The 15,425-nt window shown below is 69.3% G+C and carries 16 protein-coding genes and 1 pseudogene; 5 read left to right on the forward strand and 12 right to left on the reverse strand.

The window, feature by feature from the left end; translation table 11 throughout:
- Window positions 1-111 precede the first annotated feature (111 nt).
- Entirely contained in the window at window positions 112-597 is a 486-nt protein-coding gene (locus AOZ06_RS18905; protein ID WP_054290618.1) for a MarR family winged helix-turn-helix transcriptional regulator, read from the forward strand.
- Here AOZ06_RS18905 and AOZ06_RS18910 read toward each other — a convergent pair.
- Genes AOZ06_RS18910 through AOZ06_RS18920 form a run of 3 tightly spaced genes read right to left on the reverse strand, consistent with a single transcriptional unit; the run spans window position 574 to window position 2,706 of the window.
- The gene (locus AOZ06_RS18910) at window positions 574-1,563 is read right to left on the reverse strand and encodes an alpha/beta fold hydrolase (protein ID WP_054290619.1); all 990 of its coding nucleotides are present in this window, start codon (window positions 1,561-1,563) and stop codon (window positions 574-576) included. The two genes, AOZ06_RS18905 and AOZ06_RS18910, sit on opposite strands and share 24 nt — an antisense overlap.
- A gap of 24 nt (window positions 1,564-1,587) precedes the next feature.
- Complete coding sequence (locus AOZ06_RS18915; protein ID WP_054290620.1) at window positions 1,588-2,070, reverse strand: DinB family protein; 483 nt, start codon at window positions 2,068-2,070, stop codon at window positions 1,588-1,590.
- Window positions 2,071-2,085: 15 nt separating this feature from the next.
- The gene (locus AOZ06_RS18920) at window positions 2,086-2,706 is read right to left on the reverse strand and encodes a class I SAM-dependent methyltransferase (RefSeq protein ID WP_218922013.1); all 621 of its coding nucleotides are present in this window, start codon (window positions 2,704-2,706) and stop codon (window positions 2,086-2,088) included.
- Window positions 2,707-2,793: 87 nt separating this feature from the next.
- On the opposite strand from AOZ06_RS18920, the gene AOZ06_RS18925 reads away from it, so the two are divergent.
- Window positions 2,794-3,375 (forward strand): helix-turn-helix domain-containing protein, encoded by a 582-nt coding sequence (locus AOZ06_RS18925; RefSeq protein ID WP_054290621.1) that lies wholly within the window; start codon window positions 2,794-2,796, stop codon window positions 3,373-3,375.
- Window positions 3,376-3,465: 90 nt separating this feature from the next.
- Here AOZ06_RS18925 and AOZ06_RS18930 read toward each other — a convergent pair whose 3' ends face one another.
- The 5 genes from AOZ06_RS18930 to AOZ06_RS18950 all read right to left on the reverse strand — a co-directional run bounded on the left by AOZ06_RS18930 (window position 3,466) and on the right by AOZ06_RS18950 (window position 8,665).
- The gene (locus AOZ06_RS18930; RefSeq protein WP_054296744.1) at window positions 3,466-4,266 is read right to left on the reverse strand and encodes a CPBP family intramembrane glutamic endopeptidase; all 801 of its coding nucleotides are present in this window, start codon (window positions 4,264-4,266) and stop codon (window positions 3,466-3,468) included.
- A gap of 119 nt (window positions 4,267-4,385) precedes the next feature.
- Window positions 4,386-5,621: an MFS transporter gene (locus tag AOZ06_RS18935; protein WP_054290622.1), complete on the reverse strand. Its 1,236-nt coding sequence runs from the start codon at window positions 5,619-5,621 to the stop codon at window positions 4,386-4,388.
- Window positions 5,618-6,853, reverse strand: coding sequence for an FG-GAP repeat domain-containing protein (locus tag AOZ06_RS18940; RefSeq protein ID WP_054290623.1), 1,236 nt, complete (start codon window positions 6,851-6,853; stop codon window positions 5,618-5,620). The genes AOZ06_RS18935 and AOZ06_RS18940 overlap by 4 nt, the downstream gene beginning before the upstream one ends.
- Window positions 6,854-6,881: 28 nt before the next feature.
- Window positions 6,882-7,691: an aminotransferase class IV gene (locus tag AOZ06_RS18945; protein WP_063810066.1), complete on the reverse strand. Its 810-nt coding sequence runs from the start codon at window positions 7,689-7,691 to the stop codon at window positions 6,882-6,884.
- Window positions 7,688-8,665, reverse strand: a complete 978-nt coding sequence (locus tag AOZ06_RS18950; RefSeq protein WP_225954787.1) for a methyltransferase — start codon at window positions 8,663-8,665, stop codon at window positions 7,688-7,690. The genes AOZ06_RS18945 and AOZ06_RS18950 overlap by 4 nt, the downstream gene beginning before the upstream one ends.
- A 209-nt stretch (window positions 8,666-8,874) precedes the next feature.
- On the opposite strand from AOZ06_RS18950, the pseudogene AOZ06_RS62130 reads away from it, so the two are divergent.
- A pseudogene (locus AOZ06_RS62130) lies at window positions 8,875-9,585 on the forward strand (RNA-guided endonuclease InsQ/TnpB family protein); the annotation flags it as partial.
- Between the two features lie 405 nt (window positions 9,586-9,990).
- Window positions 9,991-11,202: a cytochrome P450 gene (locus AOZ06_RS60040; protein ID WP_054290626.1), complete on the forward strand. Its 1,212-nt coding sequence runs from the start codon at window positions 9,991-9,993 to the stop codon at window positions 11,200-11,202.
- Here the strand turns inward: AOZ06_RS60040 and AOZ06_RS18965 are convergent, their stop codons facing one another.
- From AOZ06_RS18965 to AOZ06_RS18975, 3 genes are read right to left on the reverse strand one after another with little or no spacing between them, the layout of a single operon-like run.
- Window positions 11,203-11,958: an MBL fold metallo-hydrolase gene (locus tag AOZ06_RS18965; protein ID WP_054290627.1), complete on the reverse strand. Its 756-nt coding sequence runs from the start codon at window positions 11,956-11,958 to the stop codon at window positions 11,203-11,205.
- Between the two features lie 52 nt (window positions 11,959-12,010).
- On the reverse strand, window positions 12,011-12,985 hold the full coding sequence (locus AOZ06_RS18970; protein ID WP_054290628.1) for a GlxA family transcriptional regulator: 975 nt from the start codon (window positions 12,983-12,985) through the stop codon (window positions 12,011-12,013).
- Between the two features lie 4 nt (window positions 12,986-12,989).
- On the reverse strand, window positions 12,990-13,823 hold the full coding sequence (locus tag AOZ06_RS18975; protein WP_063810067.1) for an alpha/beta fold hydrolase: 834 nt from the start codon (window positions 13,821-13,823) through the stop codon (window positions 12,990-12,992).
- Between the two features lie 92 nt (window positions 13,824-13,915).
- Between AOZ06_RS18975 and AOZ06_RS18980 the strand changes: the two genes are divergently transcribed.
- Window positions 13,916-14,794 carry a LysR family transcriptional regulator gene (locus AOZ06_RS18980; protein WP_054290630.1) on the forward strand — a complete coding sequence of 293 codons (879 nt, stop codon included), beginning with the start codon at window positions 13,916-13,918 and terminating at the stop codon, window positions 14,792-14,794.
- A gap of 128 nt (window positions 14,795-14,922) precedes the next feature.
- Here AOZ06_RS18980 and AOZ06_RS18985 read toward each other — a convergent pair whose 3' ends face one another.
- Window positions 14,923-15,372, reverse strand: a complete 450-nt coding sequence (locus tag AOZ06_RS18985) for a MarR family winged helix-turn-helix transcriptional regulator (RefSeq protein WP_054290631.1) — start codon at window positions 15,370-15,372, stop codon at window positions 14,923-14,925.
- Window positions 15,373-15,425 lie beyond the last annotated feature (53 nt).

Below are 15,425 nucleotides of genomic sequence, written 5' to 3' on the forward strand. Positions count from 1 at the left end.
GCGAAGCGTTGGATAGCTAACTTAGGTATCCTTTTGGTGGCCGCGACGGCCTCGGGGGTGACGCGGGTACCGGACAATATATACCTAATTTAGGTATCTAATGGAGGTGATATGGACCACGACGAGACGGACGAGTTCGACGTGATGGCGTTGCTGCCGCACCTGACCGGCCTCAGCGCTGTGCTCAACCGCAGCCGCCTGGTCGAGCGGGCGATGGAGGAAGCCGGGGTCGCGATCGACCGGCCCGCGACGACCGTGCTCATCACATTGCACATGGCGGGCGAACCGTTGCGTGTCGGGGAGATCGCCACCCGCATGCAGGTCGTCGGGCCGCACGTGACGCGCCTGCTGCACGATCTGGAACGGCGTGGGCTCGTCGGCCGGATCGCCGACCCGAACGACCAGCGGGCGCGCCTGATCGAACTGGGCCCCGGCGGGCGCGAGATCGCCGAGCGCTACTTCCGTGCCGTGTTCGGGTGGATCAACAAGGCCGTCGCCGACTGGCCCGAGCAGGACCGCCGGGTGTTCGGCCGCCTGCTCGAGCGGTTCGTCGGCGACCTGACCCGTCAACTGTCACCCGGCGAGGAAACGCCCTAGCTCGGCGGCGACGAACTGCGGGTTCTCCTCGACGAGCCAGTGCCCGGCACGCGGAACGTCCGCCGCGCGCACGATGTTCGTGATGCGCGGGGCCACGGTGCCCCGGATGGCGTCGAGCTGGCCCTGCGCGGTCATCAGCAGCGTCGGCACACTCGTCGGCGCCGCCGCCACGGTGTCGCGCACGTCCTTGTCGAGCGCACGGTAGAGCTCGAACCCACCGGACAGCACCTCAGGCCTGCTGTACGTGCGGGCGAACTCGTCGATCTCGTTGCCGTCGAACGGGGAACGGTCCGACGTGCCACCGAAAGCCGTGCCACCGAACGAGACCTGCGGGTAGAACAAGTCGAGGTAGTCGCGGACGTCGTCGCCCACCACCGCCTCCGGGACACGCCGCTGGGTGTGGAACGCGATGTGCCAGCTCAGCGTGCGGTACGTGGCAGCGTCGATCGCGGGACCGGGCAGCGGCAGGTCGAGATAGCCCAGCCGAGCGGTGTCGCCGGGGAACTGGCTGGCGTACTGGAACGCCACCGCCGCACCGAAATCGTGGCCGATGACGGCGGCGTCACGCACCTTGAGCCGGTCGGTGACCAGGGTGTGCACGTACCGCGCCAGCGTGGCTTTGTCGTAACCGGTCGGTGTGCCGGTGCTGTCGCCCAGGCCGGGAAGGTCGACGGCGTAGACGGTGTGGTTCTTGGCCAGTTCGGGCATGACGGGCCACCAGCCGTACCAGGTCTGCGGCCAGCCATGGATCAGCACCACCGGCGACCCGGTGCCGCCCTTCACGTAGTGCATGCGGATGCCGTCGACGTCAGCGAACTCGTGCCGGAACGTCCTGGCGAACTCCGGATCGCTCCGGGTGGCGGTGGCGTACGGCGCAGCGGCGTCTGTCGGTGTGGCGCAGGCGGTGCCGAACGTGAGGACGAGGATGAGCGCGAGGGCTGCCGCGCGCACGGTTGCGGTGTTCATGTTCTCCTTTTTCTGCGAAGGGGTTCAGCGCCCGGTCGAGCCGTCGATCAGTTCGCGGAGGATGTCCGCGTGGCCCGCGTGACGGCCGGTTTCCTCGATCATGTGGGTCAGCGCCCAGCGGACACTGGGTCCGTGGCGGCCGGGGACCGGTCCGGCGAGGTCGATGCACGCGTCGAGTACCTCGTTCGCGCGCTCGACCGTCTCCCGGTAACGGGCGACGACGTCGGCGACGCTGTCGTCCGGTGCGGCGTGGAAGGTCGCCTGCCAGTTCGTGACCTTGTCCCCGAGGAAGACCGCACGCTCGACGAAGGTCACGTGGTTGAGCAGCCCGAGCAGATTCGTGCCGGACGGCACCATGGCTGCCCGCGCCCGCGGTTGCGGTGCGCCCTCGACCTTCGCGGCGATCGACGCCCTGAGGTAGTCGAGGAATCCGCGCAGGACCTCGGCCTCGCTCGTGCCGGTCCGCGGCGGCGGGGTGTCACTGCGGCGCTTCTTGGTGCTGGGCATGGGATTTCCTCCTGGTCAGGCGGCGCGGCGGAGGAGCAGGACGTGGTCGATCACCTCGGCGGTGCGCCCGTCAGGACCGGTGGCGATCCGGTGTGGAGCGTCGGCCCGTTCGACCGCCCACCCGGACGTGTCCAGTTCGAGGCCCGCGGCCACGTCGCGGGGACTCGGGTACCGGGCGCCGGGGTCCTGGTTCCACGACCACGGCGCGGTGGACCCGTGGTCGACGACCAGCAGCCGCCCGCCTGGCCGCAGCGCGTGCGCGGCCGAGCGCAGGACGATCGCCCTGTCCAGGTCCAGCGGCGTGTGCAGGTAGTGGGCGCTGACCAGGTCGAATCCGCCCTGCGGGAACGACTCGTGCAAGTCCTGCCGCAAGGCGACGAGGTCATCAAGGCCGTTGGCGTGAGCGAGGTCGGCCAGCCGCTCGACCGCGACGGCCGAGACATCGACCGCCGTGACATGCCACCCCTGGCGGGCGAGCCACAGCGCGTCACCGCCGTTGCCGCACCCCAGGTCCAGCGCCCTGCCCGGTGGCAGGGCGGTGACTGTCTCGGTCAGACGGACATTCGGCCGCGGGTCGGTGGCCGCCGGCCGGGCGGCGTGGACGCCGTCCCAGAACGTCACCGCATCGGTGCTCATCAGGTCTCCTCCAGTCGGTACCCGCCCAGTCTGACCAGGCATGACACGATCTGGCACGAAAACTTGCCGTTATGGCAAGCTGAGCCTGTGGACAGCAAAAGCGACGACGAGGTACTGGACACGGTGGGGCCACGGCTGCGCGCGCTGCGGCGGGATCGCGGCATCACCCTCGCCGACCTGGCAGCGGCAACCGGCGTATCGGAGAGCACCCTGTCCCGGCTGGAGAGCGGCCAGCGCCGGGCCACCCTGGAGTTGCTGCTGCCGTTGTCGCGCACCTACGACGTGCCACTGGACGACCTCGTCGGCGCACCGCGCACGGGCGACCCCCGGATCCACCTCAAACCGATCCACAAGTTCGGCCTGACGTTCATCCCGCTGTCGCGCAGACCGGGCGGGATCCAGGCGTTCAAGATGATCATCCCCAGCAGCCCGGAACCACTCGAACCGGCACTGAAGACCCACGACGGCTACGAATGGCTGTACGTGCTCAACGGCCGCCTGCGCCTCGTGGTCGGCGACCGCGACCTGACGCTGCCCTCCGGCGAGGCAGCCGAGTTCGACACAGCCCTGCCCCACTGGCTCGGCAGCGCCGACGGCGGAGCGGTCGAGGTGCTCATCCTGTTCGGTCCACAAGGGATGCGCGCGCACGTCCGCGCGGACCAGCACTGACACCACAGGTGTACAACCAGCCCAGGGTCCCGCCCATGAGGTCACGGGCAGAACCCTGGCAAGGCGGTCACGAAAGCCCGGATCCTGTGATCAGACGAGGTTCAACGCCAGCGCGACGATGCCGCCGACCGTCGAGATCAAGGTCGACCCGACGTGCATCCCGATGGAGAGCCGGATGTCCTTCTTCTTCCACACGAACCACGGTCCCGGGAAGAAGAAGATCAGCTTCGACACGAACGTCCACGGTGCCCAGAAGTGGTACAGCGAGAACAGGACCGTGCTGAGTACCGGGGCTGCTGTGCCCAGGTGGGCGAGGCGGGGCATGAGAAACCCGCGGAAGTAGAACTCCTCGATGAGCGGCAGCGCGATTCCGGTCAGCGGCAGGCATATCACCAGCGTGGTGAGCATGGCCGAGCGACCGTTGTTCTCGAGGTACGTGGTGGCGCTGCCGCCCGCGTCGGCGAACGGGAGCCAGGTGAAGAAATGGTCGAAGACGAAGCCGTCCAAGGGGATGAGCGCGGTCGACAGCACCATCATCCACAAGAACAGGGGGACGGCCACGGCCAGGAGCTTGCCCCTCGGCAACGGCTTGTCGGTGTAGTGCAGCACGCCGCGCAACGAGAACCGGCCGTTGCGCTTGCGCCCCAGCCAGTACAAGCCGGCCATCAGCGGCCCGAGAATCAGGCACAGCGCGATCGCCCAGCCCAGGAACACCGGATACCCGTTGGCCAGGACGAACGGTTCGGCGATCAGCAGGTAGACCGCGACGATCAGAGCACCGGGGACCAGGTGCAGAGCGATGGACAGCGGCAGCGAGTGCCGGTCGGCCAGCAGCCGCTTTGCTGTCCCGTGCAGTGGATGGGGGACCGTGGGCCTGTGCGTGTTTTCCACGCCGACGACGATTGCGAGGTCACCCGCCACGGCCCTGACACGACCCTGACACGGCACGTCGGCGAACTGTCTCCGCTGCCTGAAGCTGCACGGCGCAGGTCAGTAGTTCTCCAGCACCCTCAGCGGCGCCCCCGGTCTGGGCGGCCGTCAGCAGCCCGAGGGCGAAGCCGATCAGCGGCGAGCAACAAAGCTGTACCGGCGAGCTGTACGCCCGAGATCGTCAGCAGAACAGCGGTGAAACCGTGACCACCGAGAGCGGAAACCAGTTGAGGCCCAAGGCTGGCCCCGGCCAGCAAAGCGAAAGTGTACAGAGCGACCCCGGCACCGCGAGCCTGACCGGAAAGCTGGCCGACGAGTTCCGTCAGCCCCGGTGAGACCATAGCGATCTTGGCCACGAACAGGAACATCAACCCGCCCACCATCACCGCGGGCGGATCGCCGACGACTCCAAGAACCAGCGGCGTGACCACACCCGTGCCCAAAGCCAGCGCGGCACGCAGAGTCGGCCGGACCCGGTCGAGAACCGAAGCCAGGAAAGGAATCGCCACCAGCGCGGGCAGCGAACTGGCCCGCAACGCCAGCATCGCCCCGGGATCGCCGACCAGCGCCGGCGGCCCGTACAGCTGCAACGCCGTGTACATGGCGACGAACACGCCCAGCACACTCAACGCGCCGAGGTAGATGAGAATCAGCACCGGCCTGGTGAGCAAACGTCTGGTCGAGCTGAAGAACACCCCGAGCGCGTCGGCGGACCGGCGCCTCAGGTCGGGCAACATCACCAGCCGCAACGAGAAAGCCAGCACCGCGACGAAGCCCGCGTTGAACCAGAACACGCCACGCCAGCCGGCGATGCCCGCCAACGCCTGAGCCACCAGCTGTCCCGTGACCGTCGCCGCGACCATGGCCGTGACCAGGCACGTCACCGCAAGCGACCGCCGGGCAGGCGGGATCCGTTCGCTCAGATACGCCAGAGCCGCGGGGGAGAACCCGGCGGCACCGACGCCTTGCACGATCCGGCAGACGATCATCGCGGGCAGCGCGGTGGCGAAGGCCGCGGCCACAGTGGCCACAGCCAGCACACCCAACCCGGTCACCACGACCCGCCTGCGGCCGTAGAGGTCCGAAAGCGGCCCGGTGATCAGAAAACCGGCGGCGTAGGCGAAACCGAACGACGTCGCCGTCCAGGTCGCCGCGGTCGCTGTCGTGTGCCAGTCCTGGGCCATCGCCGGCAGCAGCGGCAGCACCAGGTACATCTGCCCGACGACCAGCAACCCGGTGACCGTCATGACGAACACCGTGCGTGCCACGGGTGCGCCGGCCACCGGGTTGTCAGTCCGCAGTGCGGTTTCGGTCACTTGTTGCCCTTGTTGACCCAGACCACGAGCGACTCGTTGGCGAGGTTCACGCCCAGCAGGTCCGTTCTGCCGTCCTTGTTGACGTCCGCGGCCTTCACCGCCGCGACCGTGCCCGGCATCGTGTAGTGGGTTTTCCCGGCGAACGTGCCGTCACCGTGGCCCAGCAGGACGGACACACCGGCGCCCTTGGGGTCGTTGGGCGGCGGTGCGCTCGGGTCGCGGTTGGCGTCCGGTGACACCGTGCTGGCGATGTCCAGCGCGCCGTCGCCGTTGAAGTCGCCGACGGTCAGCTCGTTGAGGCCGGTGCCCGTGTCGTACTTGCGGGCCGGTCCGAAACCGCCCCACCGCTTGCCGAGCAGGACCGAGATCTTGTTGTTGACGAACTCGCCCACCGCCACATCCGGCACACCGTCGCGGTTGAAGTCGCCGACGACCACGTCGTTGACCGTCTCACCGGCCGCGTAGCTGTGCGCGTCGCGGAATGTGCCGTCACCACGGCCGATCAGCACCGACAGCGAGTCCTCGATCCGGCCGAAGTTGCCGGTCAGGACGTCCGGGACGCGGTCGCCGTTGACGTCGGCGACCGTCACGCCCTGCGGGCCGGGGCCGATGTTGTAACGCTTCTCCGGCCCGAACGTGCCGTCGCCGCGGCCGAGGCGCACGGTGATGTTGGCCGCGAAGTTGTTGGCGGTGATCAGGTCCGCCTTGCCGTCGCGGTTGAGGTCGCCGGTCGTGATCTGGTTCGGGCCGTAGCCGACCGGAACGGTCCGCGGCGCGTCGAACGTGCCGTCACCCTTGTTGAGGTAGATGCCGACGTTGCCGATCGGGTTGCCGCCGGCCAGCGCGAGGTCGGGCTTGCCGTCGCCGTTGAAGTCCGCCGTGGTCACGTCGAACGTCAGGAAGTACGGCTCCTTCGGCGCCGGGTAGTCGGTCCTGGCGCCGAACGTGCCGTCGCCGTTGCCGGACAACACCGACAGCGAGTTGCCGCCGTTGCCGGTCGCCGCGTCGAGCTTGCCGTCGCCGTTGAAGTCGGCGTACGCCACCGACCAGGATCGCTTGCCTGCCTTGAACTCCGCCGGGTCGGCGAACACGACGACCGCGGGCGACGCGATCGGCCGCGCGCTGCTCGCAGGCTCGTCCTCCGGTGCGGCCTGGGCGCTGCTGACGACCGTCGCGGCCAATGCCGCGACGGCCAAGGGCGCGGCGGGTTTCCAGATGGTGCGCTTGATCACGGAACCTCTCCTCGATCGTTCTCAGCCGTCAGGCCGGCCGGGCGAACACGTCATGACTCGGAAGGGCGACGGCGGCACCGGCCCACCACCGCTGCCAGCACGGCGCCCGCACGGCCGCGCCCGCTCGCGGGCCGCCGATCCAGCCGGTCACCGGCCGGATCCCGTGCAGTGCGTTGACCATCCACACCTCGCGGTCGGCCAGTTCGGCCAGCCGCCGCCTGCGGCCCGCGATCGCGATTCCCTGCCCCAGGGCGGCACGGCGGATCAGCGTGACGGTGACGCTGGGCAGCACACGCAGGTGACCGTCCGGCACGCAGAGCGTGTTCCCTTCCCACCACACCAGGCCGCACCGCGACCCTTCGAGCACGAGGCCGGAGGGCGTCGTCAGCAACGCCTCGTCGGCGCCGAACCGCATCGCCTCGGCGTGCAACTCGCCCAGCATGGCCAGGTCCGGCCCCTTGCGCCGGGGCGTCTGCCGTGGGTCGCCGCGGCCGATCCAGACCTTGACCTCGCCGGTGCGGGCGGGCGCCTGGCGGATGCGCAGCCGCAGCTGGTAGCCGTTCGGGGTGCGGACCAGCTCGACGCGGGGAAACCACGCGCCGCGGCGGGGCAGCTGGTCGACCACCGCGGGCCAGAACTTGTCTATTTCGGACAGTTCGATCGCGCCGGTGCCCGCGCAGGCGGACGTGAACCGGGACCGGTGCAGGCCCAGCCCGCGCACCGCGCCGTCCTGCACCAGCCACGAGTCCGCCGCCACCAGCGTGGTGTCGCCGTCGTGGCCGGGCACCATGCCCTTGCCCCGGTGCCAGCGCAGCAGCTGGGCGACCGGGCTGGTCATGGCCGCGGCCGTGCTTCGACCAGGCTGAACGCGGTGTCCGTCGGCAGCACCCTGGTCAGCTCGTACCCGGCCGCCTCGAACACGTCGGCGTACTGCGCCTCGGTGCGGATGTTGCCGTTCATGGTGATCGTCATGACCAGGTCGAAGTTCTTGACGAACCGGGGTGCCTTGGTGTCGCGGATGAACTCCGCCGCGACGAACCGTGCGTTCGGCGAGGTCTCCTTGCAGCGCCGCAACAACTGGATCACCGCCTGGTCGGACCAGCTGTGCATCACCTGCTTGACCACGTAGGTGTCCACACCGGACGGAACCGCTTCGAAGAAGTCGGCGCCGTGCAGCGTCAGCCGCCCGGAAGCCAGCAGCGGCGCCAGTTCGTCGCTGGTACGGGCCTGCTCGATCACAGCGGGCAGGTCAGCGAGGATGCCACGGGCCAGACCGGGGTAGGTCTCCAGGATCGCCCGCAGGTACGTGCCGGTGCCGCCGCCGAGGTCGGCGACCACACCGCTGTCGGCGAACTCGGGGAACGACTGGGCGACCTGGTCGCTCAGTGCCTCGGAGAAGTCGCGCATGGCGTCGTTGAAGACCGCGCCCGCGGCCGGGGCCGTGCCGAGATAGGCCCACAGCGTCATGCCGTGTGCCAGCTCGAAACCCGGCTTGCCCGTGGTCAGCCCCCGCGGCAGCTGGGACCACGAGTTCCACAGCCACGGTTCGCCGACCAGGTGTGCCATCGAGTACTGAGAACGTGGAAAACCTTTGCGCAGCAGCTGCGACAACCGGGAGTTGGCGAAGACGTCCGGCCCGGTCTCGCGGAAGACACCTTCCTCGGCGAGCAGCCGGAGCACCTTGCCGAGCTGGATCTCGTCGGTGCCGGTCCGTTCGGCGAGGTGCCGGACGGACATGCTCCCGTCCGCCAGCACGTCGGCCAGCCCGTGACGGGCCGCGACCGAGATGCACAGCGCGGTTGTCGGGAACATCAGCTGCGAGAGTGCGAATGCGTCCGCTGCGTCTGGCACGTGCCCCTCGCTCATCGGATTCCTTTCGCGGATACTCCGGCCTTCAGGCTGGAGAGGAAACGGAACCCCTGCGGAGCAAGGCAGGGAACGCTGATCCGCCGCCACGGCGGATCAGCGTGTACCGGCATGTCGCCGAGGGGTTCGCTGGTTGGCTTGTCAGGGTGTGAGCTGTGGCCAGGGTTGGGAAGCGGGCGTTCGGGTACCGCTTCCACCCGGCCCCGGGGCAGGCTGCTGAGCTCGGCCGGACGTCCGGGTGTGCCCGGCTGGTCTGCAACTTGGCGTCGCAGGCCCGTCGCGAGGCGTGGGCGTTGCGGCACTTGCAGGTCGGGTTCACCGATTTCTGGGGCGAACGCGCCGGGTACCCGGCGTGCAGGAGTAGGAAGAAGTCGCGGCGGTCGGCGGAGTACACCGGCCGCGCGTTCCGGTGGCGCGACGGGACGCTGAGCTCGGCCAAACTGGATCAGCCGCTGCCGATCGGGTGGTCGCGTCCGTTGCCCGGCGGCGCGTGCCCGTCGACGGTGACGGTGCCGCACGACGCGGCAGGCCGTTGGTTCGTGTCGCTGCTGTGCGATGACCGTCGCCGTGACTGTCCGCACAAGGTGACTACTCGGCTCGTTCGTGAGAACCACACGATCGTGATCGAGGACTTGGCCGTGCGCACCATGGTCAAGAACCACAGCCTGGCCCGTGCCATCAGTGACGCGGCCTGGTGGCAGTTCCGCGCTCTGCTGGAACACGAAACCCCATGGCATGGACGTGATCTGGTGGTGGACCGCTGGTTCCCCTCGTCCAAGCTGTGTCCCCGCGTTGAGCGGATGCCGCTGAACGTGCGGTCGTGGACGTGCCGGTGCGGCACCAGCCACGATCGTGATGTCAACGCGGCGCGTAACATGCCGGCCGCCGGGCTGGCGGTGACGGCCTGTGGAGACGGTGTAAGACCTCAACGGGGGAACCTCCGTTCGGGCAGTCGACGGCGAAGCAGGAAAACCCAAGGGCGACCAAGGGGATTCCCGTCATTTAGGGCGGCGAGGACGTCAAGAGTCCTGCCCTGCTTTCTGGTTGATCCGGTACCCAGCATTCAGCGCGAACGCCACCCGGTCGTGAGGCACGCGTCCCACCGGACTGGGAATCTCCAGCACAAGGCTCGTGAGTGTTTCGTCCGGTTAGAACCGGACGAAACACTCACGAGGGTTTCCCGAGGGAGTGGGACTTGGCGTAGATGTGGGTGGGACGCCGCGCGTGTCACGGTGAGGCACAAGGAGTTGCACTCGAGGCAGGGAGTCACTGTGGTTCAGCCTGCGGTCAAGCCGTCCGCGCTTCCGGAACTGCCGCGCGAGCGCGTGACGCACCCGTTCGATCTGCCGCCGGAGTACGTCACGCTGCGCGACGCGGCGCCGATCAGCCGGTTCGTCTGGCCCAACGGGGTGGAAGGCTGGCTCATCACCACCTACGACCTCCAGCGGGAAGTGCTCGCCGACAACCGGTTCAGCATCGACCGGGCGGGCAACATGCCGCCGTCGCTGGCTCTGGGGCGCAAACCCGTGATGATGCCGCGCTCGCTCGTGGCGATGGACCCGCCGGAGCACACCAAGTGGCGGCGGCTGATCATGAAGGACATGACGCCGGGAAAGGCGCGGGCGATGGAGCCGAGGATCGAGGCGATCACGGCCGAGCACATCGCCAGGATGCGCGAGCAGGGCCCGCCGGTGGACTTGTTGCCCGCGCTGGCGTTCGCCGTCCCGTCGGCGATCATCTGCGAACTGCTCGGCGTGCCCGTGGCCGACCAGGAGTTCTTCCAGCAGCAGACGCACGTGCGCAGTTCCGTGCACAGCACGCCGGACCAGGTCGACGAGGCGACGATCGCGCTGACCGAGTACCTGCGCGGTGTCGTAGACGAGAAGAAGCGCCGCCCGGTCGACGACCTGCTCAGCCACCTCGGCCAGGGCGAGATCGACGGCGAACCGGTGTCACGCGAGTACATGGTCGGCATGGCCATGCTCCTGCTGCTCGCCGGGCACGAGACCACGGCGAGCACGATCGGCGTCGGGGTGGCGAACCTGATGGGCCGCCCTGAGCTGATCAAGGAGCTGGCCACGCCGGACAGCGCGGACCGGCTCGTCGAGGAGGTTCTGCGGATCCACTCGGTGATCCAGTACGGCGTGGTGCGCCGCGCGACCGAGGACGTCGAGGTCGGCGGCGTGCGGATCGCGGCGGGGGAGTGGGTGACGTGCCTGCTCGCCTCGGCCAACCGTGACGAGTCCAAGTACGGCTGCCCGCACGCGATCGACGTGGAGCAGTCGAAGGTCCCGCACATCACGTTCGGCTACGGCGTGCACCAGTGCCTGGGCATGAGCCTTGCCCGTGTGGAGTTGCGGGTGGTGCTGCGTGCCCTGTTCGCCGAGTTCCCCGACCTGCGGCCGGTCCGCCCGGTGGAGGACCTGCGCTACCGGGAGGACATGTTCGTCTACGGGCTGTACGAACTGCCCGTCGAGTGGTGATCAGAACTCGGCTGACTCACCTGCTTCGAGCAGCACGAGCCGGTCGCCGAGGCCGCGCTCGGCGAAGGCGTCCCTGATCGTGCCGGGGCCCTGCGTGAAGTGCTGCCATCCCTCGATGTGAACGGGCACAACGGCTTTCGCGTCGAGGATCGCGGCGGCGCGGGCGGCGTGGGCGCTGGTGAGCGTCAGGTAGGCGTTCATCACGGGCACGCGCGCCCCGCCGGCGAACAGGACCGCGACGTCGATCGGCCCGGTGTGGAACGCGACCTCCTCGACGACGTCCAGTGAGGCGTTGTCACCGCTGACGTACACGGTCGGCAGCCCGTCGCCGGTCAGCACGAACCCGATGACCTCGCCGACCACTGCTTCGGCACCCCTCGGGCCGTGCAGGGCGGGGACACCGATGACCGTCACGCCGCCCACCGTCGCGCTCTGCCAGTTCGGCAGCGCCTTCGCCGTTCCCCCAAGGCGTTCCGCGCCGGTCACAGTGGTCAGCACGAGCGGGACGTCCGCGAGCATCTGCCGTCCGGTCTTGTCGAGGTTGTCCGGGTGCTCGTCGTGGGAGAGCAGGACGACGTCGATGTGGCCGATCTGCTCGACGGGCACCGCGGGCCCGTCGGTCTTGGCGAGGCCGCGTCCGGCGTTGACGGGGTAGTCGCCTGGCGGGTCGAAGGTGGGGTCGGTGAGCAGGCGCAGCCCGCCGTACTCGATGAGCGCGGTCGGGCCGCCGATGACCTGGATCCTGGTTGAAGCCATGGGGAGATCCTGGGTGCGGCGGCCGGTGGGCGGTGAGTGGCCGGGAGGACGTTCAGCGATCGATTCCGGCCATCCGGAACGTGGCCCGGTACTCCTGCGGGCTGACCCCGACCACTCGCCGGAACGGCGGCCGCAGCGACACCGCCGACGACAGCCCGACCTGCCGCGCGATCGCGTCCACCGGGAGATCGGTGTGCTCCAGCAGCTGCTGTGCCCGCAGGATCCGTTGGTGCAGTAGCCATTGCAGCGGCGAGACACCGGTGGTGGCGCGGAACCTGCGGTCGAACGTGCGACGGCTGAGGTGCACGTGCCCGGCGAGCGACTCGACCTCGATCACCTCGTCCAGGTGTTCGACGGCGTACGCCATCGCCCTGGACAGCTCGTCGTCCTCGGCGCGTTCGGGCACCGGCTGGTCGATGTACTGCGCCTGACCGCCGCTGCGCTGCGGCGGTGTGACCATCGTGCGCGCGATCGACGTCGCGGCGGCCGGGCCCCACAACCGCCGCACGACGTGCAGGCACGCGTCGATCCCGGCGGTTGTTCCAGCGCTGGTGACCACGTCGCCGTCGTCGACGTAGAGCACCGACGCGTCGACCTGGACCTGCGGGTACGCCGCCGCGAGCGCGGGCGCGAACGCCCAGTGGGTGCTCGCCCGGCGGCCGTCGAGCAATCCGGCCGCCGCCAGCACGAACGCGCCGAGGCACAGGCCGACGATCAACGCGCCGTCCGCGTGCGCCTCCCGCAGTGCCTCGAGAACCGGCTCGGGCGGTCGCTCACGCGGGTCACGCCAGGACGGCACGACCACGATGCCCGCGTCCTTGATCGCGTCGAGCGAGTGCGGCGCGTGCATCTGGATGCCGCCCGTCGTGTTGACCGGGCCGGGTTCGGCGGCCACCGCGAGCAGCGTGAAACCGGGAGCGTCCGGCGCGCAGCGGTTGACGCCGTACACGCTGATCGGCACGGACGTCTCGAACAGCGGCGCGCCGTCGAACATCACCACCGCGACCGTGGACATGTCACGACTCATGCGTTCAGGTTAGAAAACTCGCGATGGCGCCGACGTAGGTCCCGTACGCCCGGCGCGGGATCTCGTGCCCGGCCCCCGGCACGATCCGCAGCCGCGCGCCGGGGATCTCGGCCGCCAGCCGTTCGGCGTTGCCCGGCGGGAACAGCGGATCCTGCTCGCCGTGCAGCACCAGCGTGCGCGCGGTGATCTCGCCGAGCCGTTCACGCCACCGCGGTCCTTGATCGGCCATCGGGTGGTTCACCAGCGCCGCGGGCACGTCGATGTCCCGGGCCAGGAAGGATCGGTAGACGTCCCTGACCGCGTCCTCTTCGAACGGCTCCTGTGTCAGTGCCCGTTCGCCCGCCACCAGTTCGTCCAGCGAATGGCCCTCAGGTGCGGACGCCCACTCGGCCAGCAGCTGTTCGGACACCTCGGGCAGGTCTGGATCGGCGGGACCGTGCCCGGTGGCGCGGGACGAGATGAGCACGAGCGAGTCGACGTACGACCGGTGATCGAGCGCGGCCAGTTGGGAGAGCCAGCCGCCCTGGGAGAACCCGGCCCAGTGCGCGTGGGTGATGCCGTAGGCGTCCAGGACCTTGGTGGCGTCGACGGCCAGGTCGGGCAGCGTGTACGCGGGTTGTCCGGCCGGATCGTGGTGTGCGCGCCCGGTGTCGCGCTGGTCGAACCGGATGACGAAGAACCCGCGGTCCGCCAGCTGCGTGCAGAACTCGGGCGTCCACCAGTCCATCGAGCAGGACGTACCAGCCACGAGCAGCACGGCGGGATCGGACGCCCGCCCGAAGGTCTGGGCACACAGCTTGACGTCACCGGCGTCGATCATCTGTTCATCGCTTCTCATGCCGTTGATCCTGCTGCCGGGGTGAACGACCGTCCAACACCTGTCCGGCGCTGATCGACACAGGTCTGTTGTGGATCGGCGATGATGGACGCATGCCGGACGACCTGGACATGCGACTGCTGCGGCACTTCGTCGCGGTCGCCGAGGCCCTCAACTTCAGCCGTGCCGCCCGCACCTTGTTCGTGGCACAGCAGGCGCTGAGCCGGGACATCCGCAAACTCGAGGACCACCTGGGCAAGAGCCTCTTCACGCGCACCTCCCGCCGGGTGGCGCTGACCGAGCACGGCGAGCGCCTGCTGCCCCGCGCCCGCGCCCTCCTGGCGGCGCACGACGACCTGCTGCGGGAGATGACCAGACCCAGCGACAGGGTCCTGGTCGACGTGATCGGTGAGGCGACGACCCCGGCGCGCGTCCTCGCGGCGGCCCGGCAGGACGAGGACGGCTTCGAGTTCTACGCCCGGCACAACGCGAGCTTGGCCGAGTCCGTCGCACAGCTGGTGGCCGGAACGCTCGATGTCGCGTTCGGCGTGACCACCGACCTGCCCGGCGCGGTCCGGGCCCGTCATGTGGCCGACGAGCCCTTGGCTTTGCTTGTGCCGCGAGGGCATCCGTTCGCCGGCCACACCGACCTGCCGGTTGACCGGCTGCGGGGACAGGTCGTGTGCTGCCGCACCGGGAACCACGTCACGCCCGAGTGGGAAGCGTTGGCGCTGCAGGTGCTGGCGCGATGCGGCGCCGTACCGGCCGACGACCACCCGTACGTCCGTGGGACCCAGGAAGTCACCCATCACGTGCGGCCCGGCGAGCCCTCGGTGCTGACCGTGCTGAGCCAACCGGCCATCAACGGCGCCGTCGTGTTGCCGTTGACTGATCCGGTGCCGGTGGTCACCTGGTCGATGTTGTGGCGCGCGGACTGGACACATCCGGGGCTCGACGCGCTGCTCGCTGCCATGTCCCGGACCGATCCCTAGGGGTGCTGGCAACCGGCGTGTACGCGGACAGCAGACCGGACAGGCCGCACGCACCGCCCGCGGACGTCAAAGCGATGGCGCCTTCGACCGTCGTGCCGAACCGATGACGTGCCGTCCGTTGAACGCGCTCAGTGGCCGCGGTCGCGGGTCAGGATGGCCAGCAGTTCGCCGAGTTGCTCGCGTTGGCCGGCGTCGAGCGGCGCGAGGAAGTCTTCTTCGGCACCCCGAAGGACTTTGTCCAGCTCCAGCAGGCGATCGGTTCCCTTGCCGGTCAGGCTGATCACGTTCTGCCTGCGATCGGCCGGGTTGGGGGAGCGCTCGACGAGGTCCTGGGCGGCCAGTTCCGTGATGACGTTGACGAGGTCGCTGCGGTAGATCCTGGTGCGGTCGCTCAGGTCCGCCTGGCTGGCCGGGCCGAACTCCTCGAGCGTGGCCAGGACCGCGTAGTGCCATTTGCGGGCGCCCACCTCGCCCAGTGCTTCGTTCACCCGGCGGTCCGAGTGGATCGAGGCCAGCGACAGCAGTCTGGTTCGCAGGCGCAGCAGCCGTACGGCCGTGGCGGGGTTGTCCGCGGTCATGGGGCCGATCCTAACCTGCTTGCGTTAGTCACACTAACGATCTAGCCTTCAAT

Origin of the sequence: Kibdelosporangium phytohabitans (genome assembly GCF_001302585.1) — a bacterium.
GTDB lineage: Bacteria > Actinomycetota > Actinomycetes > Mycobacteriales > Pseudonocardiaceae > Kibdelosporangium > Kibdelosporangium phytohabitans.